The 16,531-nt window shown below is 40.6% G+C and carries 14 protein-coding genes and 1 other annotated feature (1 of these 15 running past the window's edge); all 14 genes read right to left on the bottom strand.

Annotated features, from left to right (window positions below):
• Positions 1-13 precede the first annotated feature (13 nt).
• Positions 14-304, bottom strand: coding sequence for a 50S ribosomal protein L23 (gene rplW, locus ACX9TM_RS00680; RefSeq protein ID WP_001205558.1), 291 nt, complete (start codon positions 302-304; stop codon positions 14-16).
• On the bottom strand, positions 304-927 hold the full coding sequence (rplD, locus tag ACX9TM_RS00675; protein WP_001127258.1) for a 50S ribosomal protein L4: 624 nt from the start codon (positions 925-927) through the stop codon (positions 304-306). The genes rplW and rplD overlap by 1 nt, the downstream gene beginning before the upstream one ends.
• Before the next feature lie 25 nt (positions 928-952).
• A complete protein-coding gene (gene rplC / locus ACX9TM_RS00670; protein ID WP_000160207.1) occupies positions 953-1,585 on the bottom strand; it encodes a 50S ribosomal protein L3 in 633 nt (210 codons plus the stop codon).
• 34 nt (positions 1,586-1,619) lie between these two features.
• A complete protein-coding gene (gene rpsJ / locus ACX9TM_RS00665) occupies positions 1,620-1,928 on the bottom strand; it encodes a 30S ribosomal protein S10 (RefSeq protein WP_001040596.1) in 309 nt (102 codons plus the stop codon).
• A gap of 398 nt (positions 1,929-2,326) precedes the next feature.
• Positions 2,327-3,514 (bottom strand): elongation factor Tu, encoded by a 1,188-nt coding sequence (tuf, locus tag ACX9TM_RS00660; protein ID WP_001029614.1) that lies wholly within the window; start codon positions 3,512-3,514, stop codon positions 2,327-2,329.
• Positions 3,515-3,631: 117 nt separating this feature from the next.
• Entirely contained in the window at positions 3,632-5,710 is a 2,079-nt protein-coding gene (gene fusA / locus ACX9TM_RS00655; protein WP_000090370.1) for an elongation factor G, read from the bottom strand.
• A 208-nt stretch (positions 5,711-5,918) separates the two neighbouring features.
• Positions 5,919-6,389 (bottom strand): 30S ribosomal protein S7, encoded by a 471-nt coding sequence (rpsG, locus tag ACX9TM_RS00650; protein ID WP_001137491.1) that lies wholly within the window; start codon positions 6,387-6,389, stop codon positions 5,919-5,921.
• 29 nt (positions 6,390-6,418) lie between these two features.
• A complete protein-coding gene (gene rpsL, locus ACX9TM_RS00645; RefSeq protein ID WP_001142341.1) occupies positions 6,419-6,841 on the bottom strand; it encodes a 30S ribosomal protein S12 in 423 nt (140 codons plus the stop codon).
• 114 nt (positions 6,842-6,955) lie between these two features.
• Complete coding sequence (locus ACX9TM_RS00640; RefSeq protein ID WP_000121836.1) at positions 6,956-7,204, bottom strand: 50S ribosomal protein L7ae-like protein; 249 nt, start codon at positions 7,202-7,204, stop codon at positions 6,956-6,958.
• 113 nt (positions 7,205-7,317) lie between these two features.
• Positions 7,318-10,929 (bottom strand): DNA-directed RNA polymerase subunit beta', encoded by a 3,612-nt coding sequence (rpoC, locus tag ACX9TM_RS00635; RefSeq protein WP_000567939.1) that lies wholly within the window; start codon positions 10,927-10,929, stop codon positions 7,318-7,320.
• A 37-nt stretch (positions 10,930-10,966) separates the two neighbouring features.
• Positions 10,967-14,500 carry a DNA-directed RNA polymerase subunit beta gene (rpoB, locus tag ACX9TM_RS00630; protein WP_000147552.1) on the bottom strand — a complete coding sequence of 1,178 codons (3,534 nt, stop codon included), beginning with the start codon at positions 14,498-14,500 and terminating at the stop codon, positions 10,967-10,969.
• Between the two features lie 291 nt (positions 14,501-14,791).
• Positions 14,792-15,391, bottom strand: a complete 600-nt coding sequence (locus ACX9TM_RS00625; RefSeq protein WP_000763268.1) for a class I SAM-dependent methyltransferase — start codon at positions 15,389-15,391, stop codon at positions 14,792-14,794.
• 76 nt (positions 15,392-15,467) lie between these two features.
• On the bottom strand, positions 15,468-15,827 hold the full coding sequence (rplL, locus tag ACX9TM_RS00620; protein ID WP_000159736.1) for a 50S ribosomal protein L7/L12: 360 nt from the start codon (positions 15,825-15,827) through the stop codon (positions 15,468-15,470).
• Positions 15,828-15,894: 67 nt separating this feature from the next.
• Entirely contained in the window at positions 15,895-16,395 is a 501-nt protein-coding gene (gene rplJ / locus ACX9TM_RS00615; protein ID WP_000048716.1) for a 50S ribosomal protein L10, read from the bottom strand.
• Positions 16,396-16,434: 39 nt separating this feature from the next.
• Positions 16,435-16,531, bottom strand: a sequence feature (ribosomal protein L10 leader region) (it continues 48 nt past the right edge of the window).

The raw sequence follows: 16,531 nt of genomic DNA, 5'->3' as shown, positions 1-16,531 counted from the left end.
TCTTTAGTAAGAATTAAACGCCTTGGAAGATTTCGATTTCTTTGCTGTCAGCAGTTAGCTTAACGATTGCTTTACGACGACGGCTAGTAAAACCAGCGTGACGACCAACGCGTTTTGCTTTCGGCTTGTAGTTCATGATGTTCACTTTTTCTACTTTAACACCAAAGATCGCTTCAAGAGCATCTTTAACTTCTGTTTTATTAGATTTAACGTCCACATCGAACGTGTATTTTTTTTCAGCCATCATTTCCATAGAACGTTCAGTGATAACTGGGCGCTTAATGATATCACGAGGATCTCTCATTATGCAAGCACCTCCTCTACTTTTTCCACTGCCGCTTTTGTCATGATTAGCTTATCATGATGAAGCACGTCTAAAACGTTTACGCCATCAGCAGTGATTACTGTTACTCCAGGGATATTGCGAGCAGATAACTCTACAGATTCGTTTGCATCAGCAGTTACGATAAGAGCTTTCTTCTCAACAGTTAATCCTTTAAGTACTGCTAGCATGTCTTTTGTTTTTGGTGCATTTAACACTAGGTCTTCAAGAACTACAATGTTGTTCTCAACTACTTTAGTAGCTAATGCAGATTTGATTGCTAAACGACGAACTTTCTTAGGAAGTTTGTACGCATAGCTTCTTGGTGTAGGTCCGAATACCGTACCACCACCACGCCATTGAGGAGAGCGGATAGACCCTTGACGAGCACGTCCAGTTCCTTTTTGACGCCATGGTTTACGACCACCACCGCGAACTTCAGAGCGAGTTTTTACTTTGTGTGTACCTTGACGTAAAGATGCACGTTGCATCATTACAGCTTCGAAAAGTACAGCTTCATTTGGTTCGATACCGAAAATAGCTTCAGCTAATTCGATTTCACCAACCTGTGAACCAGTTTGGTTATATACAGTAACTTTTGGCATTGGAATTCCTCCTTCCTATTGTGAATTATTTGCTAACCTTCACAGCGCCTTGAACAACTACAAGAGATTTCTTAGCACCTGGAACGTTACCTTTTACTAGTAATAAGTTGCGCTCAGTGTCAACTTGAACGATTTCTAAGTTTTGGATAGTAACTTGGTCTCCACCCATACGTCCAGCAAGTTTTTTGCCTTTGAATACACGGTTCGGAGCAACTGGGCCCATTGAACCTGGACGACGGTGATAGCGAGAACCATGAGACATAGGTCCGCGAGATTGTCCGTGGCGTTTGATAACACCTTGGAAACCTTTACCTTTAGAAATTCCTGTTACATCAACGATTTCACCTGTAGCGAATACGTCAACTTTTACCTCTTGACCAACCTCTAATCCGTCCACGTCTGCATCGCGGATTTCGCGAATGAAGCGCTTAGGAGTTGTAGATGCTTTAGCAGTGTGGCCTTGTTCAGGTTTGTTAGTTAACTTTTCACGTTTATCTTCAAATCCTAACTGGATTGCATTGTAGCCATCAGTTTCAGTTGTTTTCTTTTGAAGAACAACGTTTGGATTAGCAGCGATAACTGTTACTGGGATTAACTCACCGTTCTCAGCAAATACTTGAGTCATACCGATCTTTCTTCCTAAGATTCCTTTGGTCATGAGTTACACCTCCTACATTTTTAAGTTATATAAATTATAGTTTGATTTCGATATCTACACCAGATGGTAAGTCTAAACGCATTAATGAATCTACTGTTTGTGGAGTAGGACTCACGATGTCGATTAGACGTTTGTGCGTGCGCATTTCGAATTGCTCACGAGAATCTTTGTACTTATGAACAGCACGAAGAATTGTGTAAACAGTTTTTTCAGTTGGTAATGGGATCGGACCAGAAACTGTTGCCCCAGAACGCTTAGCTGTTTCTACAATTTTCTCAGCTGACTGATCAAGAATACGGTGATCGTAAGCTTTTAAACGGATACGAATTTTTTCTTTTGCCATTATTTTCCCTCCTTCGTTCGCCTATTTCTAAAATAGACCTTCTCCATGGAAATTTCCCCACACCATGCCATGGCAAAGCGGCCGGGTGTGTCAGCAACCTTCCACTTCATCGCAGTCAAAGACCAACATTGTCTATTATACAATGTTATTCGTCTAGATGCAAGCATCTTTTTGTTTGCATCTGCTTTTCTCTACTTTTGCTATTATACATGGCACTTTAAAGAATTTCAAGTTTTCATCTAACAGAATTCATTTTACAGTTTCTGGATTATCTTTTGTCGTTTTTATAATACTATAGAAGAAACTCGTCAAAACAAAAAACACCCTCTTCTTCCTTATATAAACGCAAATAAAAAACCTAAGGGAAAATCCCTTAGGTTTTTTTATATCAGTTAAGATTACTCAACGATAGTAGCAACTACACCGTAACCTACTGTACGTCCACCTTCACGAATAGAGAATTTAGTTCCCTCTTCGATAGCGATTGGAGCGATAAGTTCGATAGTCATTTCGATGTTGTCACCAGGCATTACCATTTCAGTACCTTCTGGTAATTGGATGATACCAGTTACGTCAGTTGTACGGAAGTAGAACTGAGGACGGTAGTTAGCGAAGAATGGAGTGTGACGTCCACCTTCTTCTTTAGATAATACGAAAACTTCAGCTTTGAATTTAGCGTGAGCTTTTACAGAACCGCTTTTTGCAAGTACTTGTCCACGTTGGATGTCTTCACGAGCAACCCCACGAAGTAAAGCACCGATGTTGTCTCCAGCTTGAGCTTGGTCAAGAAGTTTACGGAACATCTCTACACCAGTTACAGTTGTAGAAGCATTTTCTTCAGCAAGACCGATGATTTCTACTACGTCACCAACTTTAACGATACCGCGCTCAACACGACCAGTAGCAACTGTACCACGACCTGTGATAGAGAATACGTCCTCTACAGGCATTAAGAATGGTTTGTCAGTTTCACGTTCTGGAGTTGGGATGTAAGCATCAACTTCAGCCATTAATTCAATGATTTTTGCTTCCCAATCAGCTTCTCCTTGAAGAGCTTTAAGAGCAGAACCTTTGATTACAGGAATGTCGTCGCCTGGGAATCCGTATTCAGATAATAGGTCGCGAACTTCCATTTCTACTAATTCTAATAATTCTTCGTCATCTACCATGTCGCATTTGTTTAAGAATACAACGATGTAAGGAACACCTACTTGACGAGAAAGAAGGATGTGCTCACGTGTTTGAGGCATTGGGCCATCAGCAGCAGATACTACTAAGATACCGCCGTCCATTTGAGCAGCACCAGTGATCATGTTTTTAACATAGTCAGCGTGACCTGGGCAGTCAACGTGTGCATAGTGACGAGTTTCAGTTTCGTACTCAACGTGTGCAGTTGAGATTGTGATACCGCGCTCTCTTTCTTCTGGAGCAGCATCGATTTGATCGTATCCGCGTGCTTCAGCACCACCAGCTTTTGCAAGAACTGTAGTGATCGCAGCAGTTAATGTAGTTTTACCATGGTCAACGTGGCCGATTGTACCGATGTTAACATGGGGTTTAGAACGTTCGAATTTAGCTTTAGCCATTCTAAATTCCTCCTTAGTTTATATAGGTTATTTTATATTTAGACTAGAAAGTGAAACTTACGTCCCACTTTCTAAGCTTACATAAGTAGTTATACTTGAACAATCGATAAAAATCAATTATTCACCTTTATTTTTTTTGATAATTTCTTCAGAAACAGACTTTGGTACTTCTTCATAGTGGTCAAACACCATAGAGAATGTTCCGCGTCCTTGAGTGTTAGAACGTAATGACGTTGCATAACCGAACATTTCAGAAAGTGGAACCATAGCGCGAACAACTTGTGCGTTACCGCGAGCTTCCATACCTTCTACACGTCCACGACGAGATGTTACGTCACCCATAATGTCACCCATGTACTCTTCAGGAATTACAACTTCAACTTTCATCATTGGCTCAAGAATTACTGGGCTACATTTAGAAACCGCAGCTTTAAGTGCCATAGATGCAGCGATTTTGAACGCCATCTCAGATGAATCGACATCATGGTAAGATCCGTCAACTAATGCAGCTTTAATGTCAACTAGTGGATAACCAGCTAGTACACCATTTTTAAGTGCATCTTCAAGACCTGCTCCAACAGCTGGGATGTATTCACGAGGAACTACACCACCGACGATCTTGTTTTCGAATTCGAATCCTTTACCTTCTTCGTTAGGTTCAAACTCAATCCAAACGTGACCGAATTGTCCACGACCACCAGATTGACGAGCGAACTTACCTTCAACTTTCGCAGCAGCGCGGAAAGTCTCACGGTATGCTACCTGAGGAGCACCAACGTTTGCTTCCACTTTGAATTCACGGCGCATACGGTCAACGATGATATCAAGGTGAAGTTCACCCATACCAGCGATGATAGTTTGGCCAGTTTCTTGGTCAGTGTGAGCACGGAATGTTGGATCTTCTTCAGAAAGCTTAGATAATGCTGTACCCATTTTATCTTGGTCAGCTTTAGATTTTGGTTCGATAGCTACAGAGATAACTGGCTCTGGGAATTCCATAGACTCAAGGATAACAAGGCTCTTCTCGTCACAAAGAGTATCACCAGTAGTAGTATCTTTTAAACCTACAGCAGCAGCGATATCACCAGCGTAAACTGTTGAAATCTCTTCACGGCTGTTAGCGTGCATTTGTAGGATACGACCTACACGCTCACGCTTACCTTTAGTTGAGTTTTTCACGTATGATCCAGAGTTTAACACACCAGAGTACACACGGAAGAACGTTAACTTACCAACATAAGGGTCAGTCATGATTTTGAATGCTAAAGCTGCGAATGGTTCTTCATCGCTAGACTTACGTTCTACTTCTTCATCTGTATCCGGTAGAGTACCTTTAATAGCAGGTACATCTAGTGGAGATGGAAGGTAGTCGATAACTGCGTCTAACAGAATTTGAACACCTTTGTTTTTGAATGCAGAACCACAGATTACTGGGAAGAATTCTACAGAAGTTGTAGCCTTACGGATACCAGCTTTAAGCTCTTCTACAGTGATTTCTTCACCTTCTAGGTACTTCATCATCATTTCTTCATCAAGCTCAGCTACCGCTTCAATAAGTTTTCCACGGTATTCTTCAGCTAATTCTTTGTGCTCTTCAGGAATTTCAACACGTTGAATGTCTGTTCCTAAATCGTTACCGTACATGTAAGCACACTCTTCAACAAGGTCAATGATACCATTGAACTCATCTTCAGCACCGATTGGTAACTGAATTGGATGTGCGTTTGCTTGTAAACGATCGTGGATTGTTCCTACAGAGTATAAGAAATCTGCACCGATCTTATCCATTTTGTTAACGAATACGATACGAGGTACGCCGTAAGTAGTAGCCTGACGCCAAACAGTTTCTGTTTGTGGTTCTACACCAGATTGCGCATCAAGTACTGCTACAGCGCCATCAAGTACGCGTAAAGAACGTTCTACTTCTACTGTGAAATCTACGTGTCCTGGAGTATCAATGATGTTTACACGATGACCTTTCCATTGTGCTGTAGTTGCAGCAGAAGTAATTGTGATACCACGCTCTTGCTCTTGCTCCATCCAGTCCATCTGAGATGCACCTTCGTGAGTTTCACCGATTTTATGAATACGTCCTGTGTAGTACAGAATACGCTCAGTTGCTGTTGTTTTACCAGCATCGATGTGAGCCATGATACCAATATTACGAGTGTTTTCTAAAGAGAACTCTCTTGCCATTTGGTGTCTTGCTCCTTCCATATATGGATTGGATTTTTTTATTTTAAGTAGCAAAAAAGCCACTTTATATTGTTACACATGTCAGTATGTCCAGTACTCTCATTATGTAAAACGAGCGCCCGATGAAAGGGAGAGGCATTCTCCCTCTCCACACTTCCATAAGCGACAAATAAAGCGGTTTATGCTTACATTTATTTTACGTTGAATCCTACCAACGGTAATGAGCAAATGCTTTGTTAGCTTCTGCCATTTTATGAGTGTCTTCACGTTTCTTAACAGATGCACCAGCGTTGTTAGCTGCATCTAAGATTTCGTTAGCAAGACGCTCTTCCATAGTTTTTTCACCACGAAGACGAGCGTAGTTTACTAACCAACGAAGACCTAAAGTTGTACGGCGTTCTGGACGAACCTCAACTGGAACTTGGTAGTTAGCACCACCAACACGACGAGCGCGTACTTCAAGAACAGGCATGATGTTCTTAAGAGCTTGCTCGAATACTTCCATTGGCTCTTTACCAGTACGTTCGTTTACGATATCGAACGCATTATAAAGAATTGTTTGAGATTTACCTTTTTTACCGTCAACCATCATTTTGTTGATAAGGCGTGTTACTAGCTTCGAATTGTACATTGGATCTGGTAACACGTCACGTTTCGCAACAGGTCCTTTACGAGGCATATTGAGTTCCTCCTTTCATTTTAAAGTTATTATTTTTTAGCAGGTTTTGGTCTCTTAGTACCATATTTAGAACGTCCTTGCATACGTTTGTCAACACCAGCTGTGTCAAGCGCACCACGAACGATGTGGTAACGTACCCCCGGTAAATCCTTTACACGACCACCGCGAATTAATACTACGCTATGCTCTTGTAGGTTATGACCGATACCTGGGATGTAAGCTGTAACCTCGATACCGTTTGTTAAACGTACACGAGCGTATTTACGTAACGCTGAGTTAGGTTTCTTTGGAGTCATTGTACCAACACGAGTACATACACCACGTTTTTGAGGTGCAGAGATATCAGTTGATTTTTTCTTTAAAGAGTTAAAACCTTTGTTTAACGCAGGTGATTTAGATTTCCATACTTTATCAGTACGACCATTTCTCACTAATTGGTTAATAGTAGGCATTTGATTATCCTCCCTTCGCATGTTTGTATGACCACATATCCAGGTGGTTCATTATTAGTTGAAAACAAAGTTTTTGCAAGGAAGAGCAAATGCTCTCTCCTCACAAAAACAGTTTTAACTTATTATTCCTATTGCTGAAGCTCCCACTTGAATCCCCGAAGCTTTACCAAGCTTACGAACTGATTCAACTTTTGTTATGGGCACGTTATATTGCATTGCAATACGAATGATAGCATGGGTTAACCGCATGTCAGCATCCTCTGCGATGACAACTTCTTTAACTGTACCATTTTTGATTGCTTCCAATGTGCGTTTATGACCAACGACTACATTTTCAGCAGTTGATACTTTTTGATAAGACATATAAATATCCTCCAAAGCATCGTTCAGGAGCAACCTTGATTATAGTAACATTTTGACTCATACAATGTCAACTAAGATTAATTGTTTTTATACAAAATTTATGACGGAAAATTTTACTGTTCCACATAAACCTCATCGTTTTCTACGTTCATGTCATCTTGTGTTGTTTTTACAAGATCCACTTTGCGATAACGATTCATACCTGTTCCAGCAGGAACAAGTTTACCGATAATAACATTTTCTTTTAATCCTAGAAGTTCATCGCGTTTACCCTTAATTGCTGCATCAGTTAAGACACGAGTTGTTTCTTGGAACGATGCTGCAGATAAGAATGAATCTGTTTCAAGTGAAGCTTTTGTAATACCAAGTAGAACAGGTCTAGCTGTTGCTGGTTGCTTACCTTGCAGTAAGACCTTAGCATTCGCATCAGTAAACTGATGGATATCTAGTAATGTTCCTGGTAATACATCTGTTTCACCTGCATCACTTACACGAACTTTACGTAACATTTGACGTACCATTACCTCTACGTGTTTGTCACCAATTTCTACCCCTTGCATACGGTATACTTTTTGAACTTCACGTAATAAGTATTCTTGAACCGCCGTAATGTCCGTTACTTTTAGTAATTCTTTCGGATCAATAGAACCTTCTGTTAACTCTTTACCGTGGCTAATTGGCTGTCCTGGAGTTACTTTCAGACGAGCACCGTAAGGAATAGCATACGTACGAGCTTCAACTTCACCCTGTACAACTACTTCTTGGCGATCTTTAACGTCGTTGATCGCTGCGATAACACCGTCGATTTCACTGATAACTGCCTGACCTTTCGGATTACGAGCTTCGAAGATCTCTTGGATACGAGGTAAACCTTGAGTAATATCATCTCCGGCAACCCCACCTGTATGGAATGTACGCATCGTTAACTGTGTACCTGGCTCACCGATAGATTGAGCTGCGATAATACCTACCGCTTCTCCTACTTCTACGTCTGTTCCAGTTGCTAAGTTACGACCGTAACACTTCTTACATACACCGTGGCGAGTGTTACACGTAAACGCTGAACGAATGTTTACAGTTTCAACACCCGAATTTTCAACGATATGAGCGATATCTTCAGTAATTAATTGATTTTCAGCAACTAATACTTCACCTGTTTCAGGATGTTTTACAGTTTTTCTTGCAAAACGTCCAACAAGACGATCATATAATGACTCGATAACTTCATTACCCTCTTTAATCGCACCAATTAATAAACCGCGATCTGTTCCACAATCATCTTCACGAACGATTACATCTTGTGCAACGTCAACAAGACGACGTGTTAAGTAACCAGAATCGGCAGTTTTAAGTGCTGTATCGGCAAGACCTTTACGCGCACCATGCGTAGAGATGAAGTACTCAAGTACTGTTAAACCTTCACGGAAACTCGATTTGATTGGAAGTTCGATGATACGACCAGATGGATTGGCCATAAGACCACGCATACCAGCAAGCTGAGTAAAGTTAGATGCGTTACCACGGGCACCTGAGTCACTCATCATGAAGATTGGGTTGCGTTTATTCAAGGATTTCATCAGTTTTCCTTGGATAACATCTTTTGCATTACTCCAAATAGAGATAACGCGATCGTAACGTTCTTCTTCCGTGATTAAACCGCGACGGAATTGTTTAATTACATTATCTACTTTTGCTTGTGCTTCGTGGAGAATTTCATCTTTTTCGCCTAATACAAGAATGTCAGATACCCCAACTGTAATACCAGCTTTTGTAGAGTACTTGAATCCTAAGTTTTTCATACGGTCAAGCATGCGAGACGTTTCTGTAATTTGGAAACGTTTGAACACTTCCGCAATGATGTTACCAAGGATCTTCTTACTAAATGGCGCCACTTCTTCGCGACTAGCAATAATTTCTTTAATGTTCGCACCTTTTTCAACGAAATATTTCGCTGGTGTTTCTTTTTCAAGGTTTGAATTTGTTGGTTCATTAATATAAGGGAACGACTCTGGTAAGATTTCGTTAAATATTAATTTACCAACTGTTGTTAATAGAAGCATACTCTTTTGCTCTTCAGTAAATGTTGCGTTGTTTACTGCACTTGCAGCTACTGCAACACGTGTATGAAGATGAACATATCCATTTTGATATGCAAGCAATGCTTCGTTTGCATCTTTGAAGACCATACCTTCACCGATTGCACCTTCACGCTCAAGTGTTAAGTAATAGTTACCTAATACCATATCCTGAGATGGAGTAACAACTGGTTTACCGTCTTTCGGGTTCAAGATGTTTTGTGCCGCTAACATAAGAAGACGAGCTTCAGCTTGAGCTTCTGATGATAAAGGTACGTGAACGGCCATTTGGTCACCGTCAAAGTCCGCGTTGTATGCAGTACATACAAGTGGGTGAAGACGGATTGCGCGACCTTCTACTAATGTAGGTTCAAACGCCTGGATACCAAGACGGTGAAGTGTTGGTGCGCGGTTTAGAAGTACTGGATGTTCTTTAATCACAGACTCTAAAACGTCCCAAACTTCAGGTTGTACACGCTCGATTTTACGTTTCGCACTCTTAATGTTATGTGCTAATCCTTTTTCAACTAACTCTTTCATTACGAAAGGTTTGAACAGTTCAAGCGCCATTTCTTTTGGCAATCCACATTGATACATCTTTAAGTTCGGTCCTACAACGATTACAGAACGACCAGAGTAGTCAACACGTTTACCTAATAAGTTTTGACGGAAACGTCCTTGTTTACCTTTAAGCATGTGAGATAGTGATTTTAATGGACGGTTACCTGGCCCAGTAACTGGACGGCCACGACGACCATTATCGATTAATGCGTCTACAGCTTCTTGTAACATACGTTTTTCGTTTTGAACAATGATGCTTGGTGCACCTAAGTCCAATAGACGTTTTAAACGGTTGTTACGGTTAATTACACGACGGTATAAGTCGTTTAAGTCAGAAGTAGCAAAACGTCCACCGTCTAACTGTACCATTGGGCGTAGTTCTGGTGGGATTACTGGTAGAACATCTAAGATCATCCAAGACGGTTCATTTCCAGAGTTACGGAATGCTTCTAATACTTCTAGACGTTTAATAGCACGAGTACGGCGTTGTCCTTGTGCTGTTTTTAATTCTTCTTTTAAGAAGTCTACTTCTTTATCTAAATCGATGTCTTGTAGTAGCTTTTTAATTGCTTCTGCACCCATAGCAGCTTGGAATGTGCTACCATATCGATCACGATATGCACGGTATTCTTTTTCAGAAAGTAATTGCTTCTTATCAAGTGGTGTATCTCCACTTTCTGTTACAACATAAGAAGCGAAATAAATTACTTCTTCAAGCGCGCGAGGGGACATGTCTAAGACAAGTCCCATGCGGCTCGGGATACCTTTGAAATACCAAATATGAGATACAGGAGCAGCTAATTCGATATGACCCATACGTTCACGACGTACTTTTGCACGCGTTACTTCAACGCCACATCGATCACAAACTACACCTTTATAACGTACACGTTTGTATTTTCCGCAATGACATTCCCAGTCCTTTTGTGGTCCGAAAATACGCTCACAGAATAAGCCATCTTTTTCAGGCTTTAACGTACGATAGTTAATAGTTTCTGGTTTCTTAACTTCACCGTATGACCAAGAACGAATCTTGTCAGGTGAAGCAAGTCCAATCTTCATATATTCAAAGTTATTTACATCTATCAAGGGGCCTACCTCCCTTTTAGTCTACAGGTTATCCCAATTATTCCTTAGTTGTCTCAACTTCGACATTCAATTTATCTGCTGATTGATGATCATCGTCATCTTCTGTATCACGCATTTCAATTTCTGTATCGTCGCTAGACATCATTTTAACGTCCATACCTAAACTTTGCAGCTCTTTAATCAATACTTTGAATGATTCAGGAACGCCTGGTTCTGGAACATTTTCGCCTTTAACAATTGCTTCATAAGTCTTAACACGTCCAACAACATCATCAGACTTCACTGTTAAGATTTCTTGAAGAGTATAAGCAGCACCGTAAGCTTCAAGTGCCCAAACCTCCATCTCACCGAAACGCTGTCCACCGAACTGAGCTTTACCTCCAAGAGGTTGCTGCGTTACAAGTGAGTATGGTCCAGTAGAACGAGCATGAAGTTTATCGTCAACCATGTGCGCAAGTTTGATCATATACATGACACCAACAGATACGCGGTTATCGAATGGTTCACCAGTACGTCCGTCATACAGGATTGTTTTCGCGTCATTTGCCATACCAGCTTCTTCAATTGTGCCCCAAACATCTTCCTCACGAGCACCATCGAATACTGGTGTTGCAATGTGAATGCCAAGGTATCTTGCTGCCATACCAAGATGAAGCTCTAATACCTGACCGATATTCATACGAGATGGTACCCCTAATGGGTTTAACATGATATCGATTGGCGTACCGTCTGGTAGGTAAGGCATATCTTCTTCTGGTAAAATACGAGAAATAACACCTTTGTTACCGTGACGTCCGGCCATCTTGTCACCTTCAGAAATTTTACGTTTTTGAACGATATATGCACGTACAAGTTGATTCACGCCTGGTGGCAATTCATCGCCATCTTCACGGTTGAATACTTTTACGTCTAAGATAATACCGCCACCACCGTGTGGTACACGTAGTGATGTATCACGTACTTCACGCGCTTTTTCTCCAAAGATAGCATGTAATAGACGTTCTTCAGCTGTTAATTCTGTTACACCTTTAGGTGTTACTTTACCAACAAGTAAATCTCCATCTTTTACTTCAGCACCAACGCGAATGATACCGCGCTCGTCAAGGTTACGTAATGCGTCTTCCCCAACGTTTGGAATGTCACGTGTAATTTCTTCTGGTCCAAGCTTCGTATCACGAGCTTCTGATTCATATTCTTCAATATGAATAGAAGTGTACACATCATCTTTTACAAGGCGCTCACTCATGATGATCGCATCCTCGTAGTTATAACCGTCCCAAGTCATGAAGCCAACAAGCACGTTACGTCCAAGTGCTAGTTCACCTAATTCCATAGAAGGACCATCCGCAAGGATTTCACCTTTTACAACTTCATTTCCAACACTTACGATTGGACGTTGGTTGTAACAAGTTCCTTGGTTAGAACGAATGAATTTTTGCATTTTGTAGCGATCTAAGTCGCCTTTTACTATTTGACCGTCAACTTCTACATAGCGACGTACCCAAACTTCACGTGCTTCTACGCGCTCAACAACACCAGGATGTTTACAGATTACTGCAGCACCTGAGTCTTTTGCTGATACGTACTCCATACCTGTACCTACAATCGGAGATTCCGGATTCATTAACGGAACCGCCTGACGTTGCATGTTCGCTCCCATAAGTGCGCGGTTAGAGTCATCGTTTTCTAAGAACGGAATACAAGCTGTCGCTGCCGACACTACTTGTTTTGGAGATACATCCATGTAGTCGATGCGTTCTCTATTTGTGACAATGTTTTCACCACGGAAACGAGCTACGATATCTTCACTTAGGAATTCACCTTCGTCAGATAATTTCATATTCGCTTGGGCTACAACATAGTTATCTTCTTCATCTGCTGTTAAGTAATCAACATGCCCTGTTACAAGACCAGTTTCTGGGTCAACACGACGGTATGGTGTTTCAATGAAACCAAACTCATTTACTTTCGCGAACGAAGATAATGAGTTAATCAAACCGATGTTTGGTCCCTCTGGTGTTTCAATCGGACACATACGACCGTAGTGAGAGTAATGAACGTCACGCACTTCAAAGCCTGCGCGCTCACGCGTTAAACCACCAGGTCCTAATGCAGATAGTCTTCGTTTGTGAGTTAACTCTGCTAATGGGTTTGTTTGGTCCATAAACTGAGATAACTGAGAACTTCCGAAGAACTCTTTAATAGATGCAATAACAGGACGAATATTAATTAGTGCCTGTGGTGTAATTGCATTTGTATCTTGGATCGACATTCTCTCACGAACAACACGTTCCATACGAGAAAGACCGATACGGAATTGATTTTGTAACAGTTCTCCAACAGAACGCAGACGACGGTTTCCTAAATGGTCAATATCATCTGTATCCCCTACTTTGTATAGTAGGTTGAAGAAGTAACTGATAGAAGCAAGGATATCACCTGGTGTGATGTGTTTCACATCACGAGTAATGTTTGCATTACCAATTACATTAATTACGCGTTCGCCTTCCGACTCAGGAGCATAAATCTTAATAGATTGCAGCTCAACATCGCCTTCTACCACTCCACCCATTGGTTTCGCTGTTTTGAATCCAATGTTTTTCTCTAAGTAAGGTAAAATGCGATCAAGTGTACGACGATCTAAGATTGTTCCTTCTGCCGCTAAAATTTCACCAGTTTCTGGATCCACTAATGTTTCAGCTAAACGTTGATTAAACAATCTGTTTTTAATGTGTAACTTCTTGTTGATCTTATAGCGACCTACATTTGCTAAATCGTAGCGCTTTGGATCAAAGAAACGAGACACAAGTAAGCTCTTAGCATTTTCTACTGTTGGTGGTTCACCAGGACGTAGACGCTCATAAATTTCAAGCAATGCTTTTTCTGTGCTATCTGTGTTGTCTTTTTCTAATGTGTTGCTTAAGTATTCGTTATCACCTAAAAGCTCGGTGATTTCTTGATCAGAGCCAAACCCTAATGCGCGTAACAAAACAGTTACAGGAAGTTTACGCGTACGGTCAATACGCACATATACAACATCCTTAGCATCTGTCTCATACTCTAACCAAGCTCCGCGGTTTGGAATTACAGTAGCAGTAAAACCACGTTTTCCGTTTTTATCCACTTTGCCACTATAGTATACGCTTGGAGAGCGAACTAACTGGGAAACGATAACACGTTCTGCACCGTTAATTACGAATGTTCCAGTCTCTGTCATGAGTGGGAAATCTCCCATGAACACATCTTGTTCTTTTACTTCACCAGTTTCCTTGTTGATTAGACGCACTTTTACACGAAGTGGTGCTGCATACGTCACATCACGCTCTTTGCATTCGTCTACAGAGTATTTAGGTTCACCTAAGCTGTAGTCGATAAATTCAAGCGATAGATTTCCCGTAAAGTCTTCAATCGGAGAAATGTCTTGGAACATTTCTCGCAAACCCTCATCAAGAAACCACTGATAAGAAGAGGTTTGAATTTCGATAAGATTTGGTAACTCTAATACTTCACTAATACGGGCATAACTTCTTCGTTGGCGGTGGCGTCCGTATTGAACTAGTTGACCTGTCAACTGCTTCACCCCTCAAATCATGAGTATTATAAATGCACAAAAAAATTTGTGCAAAATCACAAATAAATACAACTACTGCTATTAGCGTAGTCTCTTTCTCTTAAAGATAAATACGTTGAGTCTTTCTACCTGCTCAAAAAAGAAAAATGGCTTCTATAAGAAAACCATCATTCTGTTTCATAATCTGCTGATTTTACTATCTTTTCCAAGAGAAACAAAAATATACATCTTTCTCAACGCAGAAAATCATATATTGGCATTGTATAATGTTAACATAGCCAAAAATAACCGTCAACGTTTTTTTGATTTTATGATATAATATCCTTTTTTCTTTTCTACAACCTCAACCTCAGAAAATACTTCTTCTAGTTTTTTTAGCGCAGACGGTGCACCTTGTTTCTTTTGAATAACAATCCAAAGTTCTCCACCTGGAACTAAATACTCCACAGCTTTTTCTAAAATCTCATGTACGATATCTTTACCCGCACGAATTGGAGGGTTAGATAGAATAGCAGCATACTTACCATCTACATTTTCATAGACGCTACTTTGAAAAATACGTATATTCTCGATTTTGTTATTAGCGGCGTTTTCTTTCGCAAGCCCAAGTGCCCTCTCATTCACATCCACCATGTGAACTTCACGACCTTGAAACTCTTTCGCTAACGACAAACCAATAGGACCGTATCCGCAACCTACGTCTAATATATTACCTTTAATATCTGGCATTTGAAACGCTTCAATTAAAAGACGGGAACCAAAGTCCACTTCGTTTTTCGAGAACACCCCATGGTCAGATAAGAAAGTAAATCGAGATCCACGAAGGTCAAACTCCCATCGCTTACGATCACTTTTACTAGAAGGGTCGTTAGAAAAATAATGGTCTGCCATATGGCCACCTCTTTTCTTTACAGTTAAAAAAAAAGCTCGCATGAGAGCGAGCTTTTTTTAAAGCATCAAAAGTTAATTACTTAACTTCTACAGCAGCGCCAACTTCTTCAAGTTTAGCTTTGATTTCTTCAGCTTCTTCTTTAGCAGCAGCTTCTTTGATTACTTTTGGAGTGTTGTCAACTAATTCTTTAGCTTCTTTTAAGCCAAGACCAGTGATTTCACGAACAACTTTGATAACTTTGATTTTTTGTGCACCAGCGCTAGTTAGTTCCACATCAAATTCAGTTTTCTCAGCAGCAGCTTCTCCAGCGCCACCAGCAACAGCTACAGGAGCAGCAGCAGTTACGCCGAATTCTTCCTCGATAGCTTTTACTAAGTCGTTAAGTTCTAATACAGTCATAGATTTAACTGCTTCAATGATTTGTTCTTTAGTCATTGTAAATATCCTCCCTTAAATAGGTTTGTATTGTTTTATCGATAATACGTAATTATCTTTTAAAAAATTAAGCGCCTTGCTCTTCCTTTTGGTCTGCAACTGCTTTAGTAGCAAGTGCAAGGTTACGGATTGGAGCTTGAAGAACGCTAAGAAGCATAGAAAGTAAGCCTTCACGTGATGGAAGAGTAGCGATTGCTTTAACCTCATCAAGTGTTACAAGTTTACCTTCGATTACGCCCGCTTTAATTTCTAAAGCTTCATGATCTTTAGCGAAGTCGTTTAATACTTTCGCAGGAGCAACTACATCCTCGTTACTGAACGCGATTGCGTTTGGTCCTGTTAAGAATTCATTTAACTCAGCCATTTCAGCAGATTCTGCAGCACGACGAGTTAGAGAGTTTTTGTAAACTTTGAACTCAACGCCAGCTTCACGTAATTGCTTACGTAATTCTGTTGCTTCAGAAACTGTTAAACCACGGTAGTCAACAACGATTGTAGATTTACTAGCGCGAAGTTTGTCCGCGATTTCAGTTACAACTTGTTGTTTAGTTTCGATTACTTTGCTCATGTTATTACACCTCCTGTAGATTATATAGAAGATGTACCGAAAGTGCACTAAAAACCTCCATGCCCAACTTGTAGACATGGAGGCATATAGTCACAGAAAAAAGATTCCGCTTCGTATATTAACACCTAGGTAGGAA

The sequence above is a fragment of the Bacillus sp. LH1 genome, from assembly GCF_057924895.1.
This window is presented reverse-complemented; position numbering and strand designations above follow the sequence as displayed.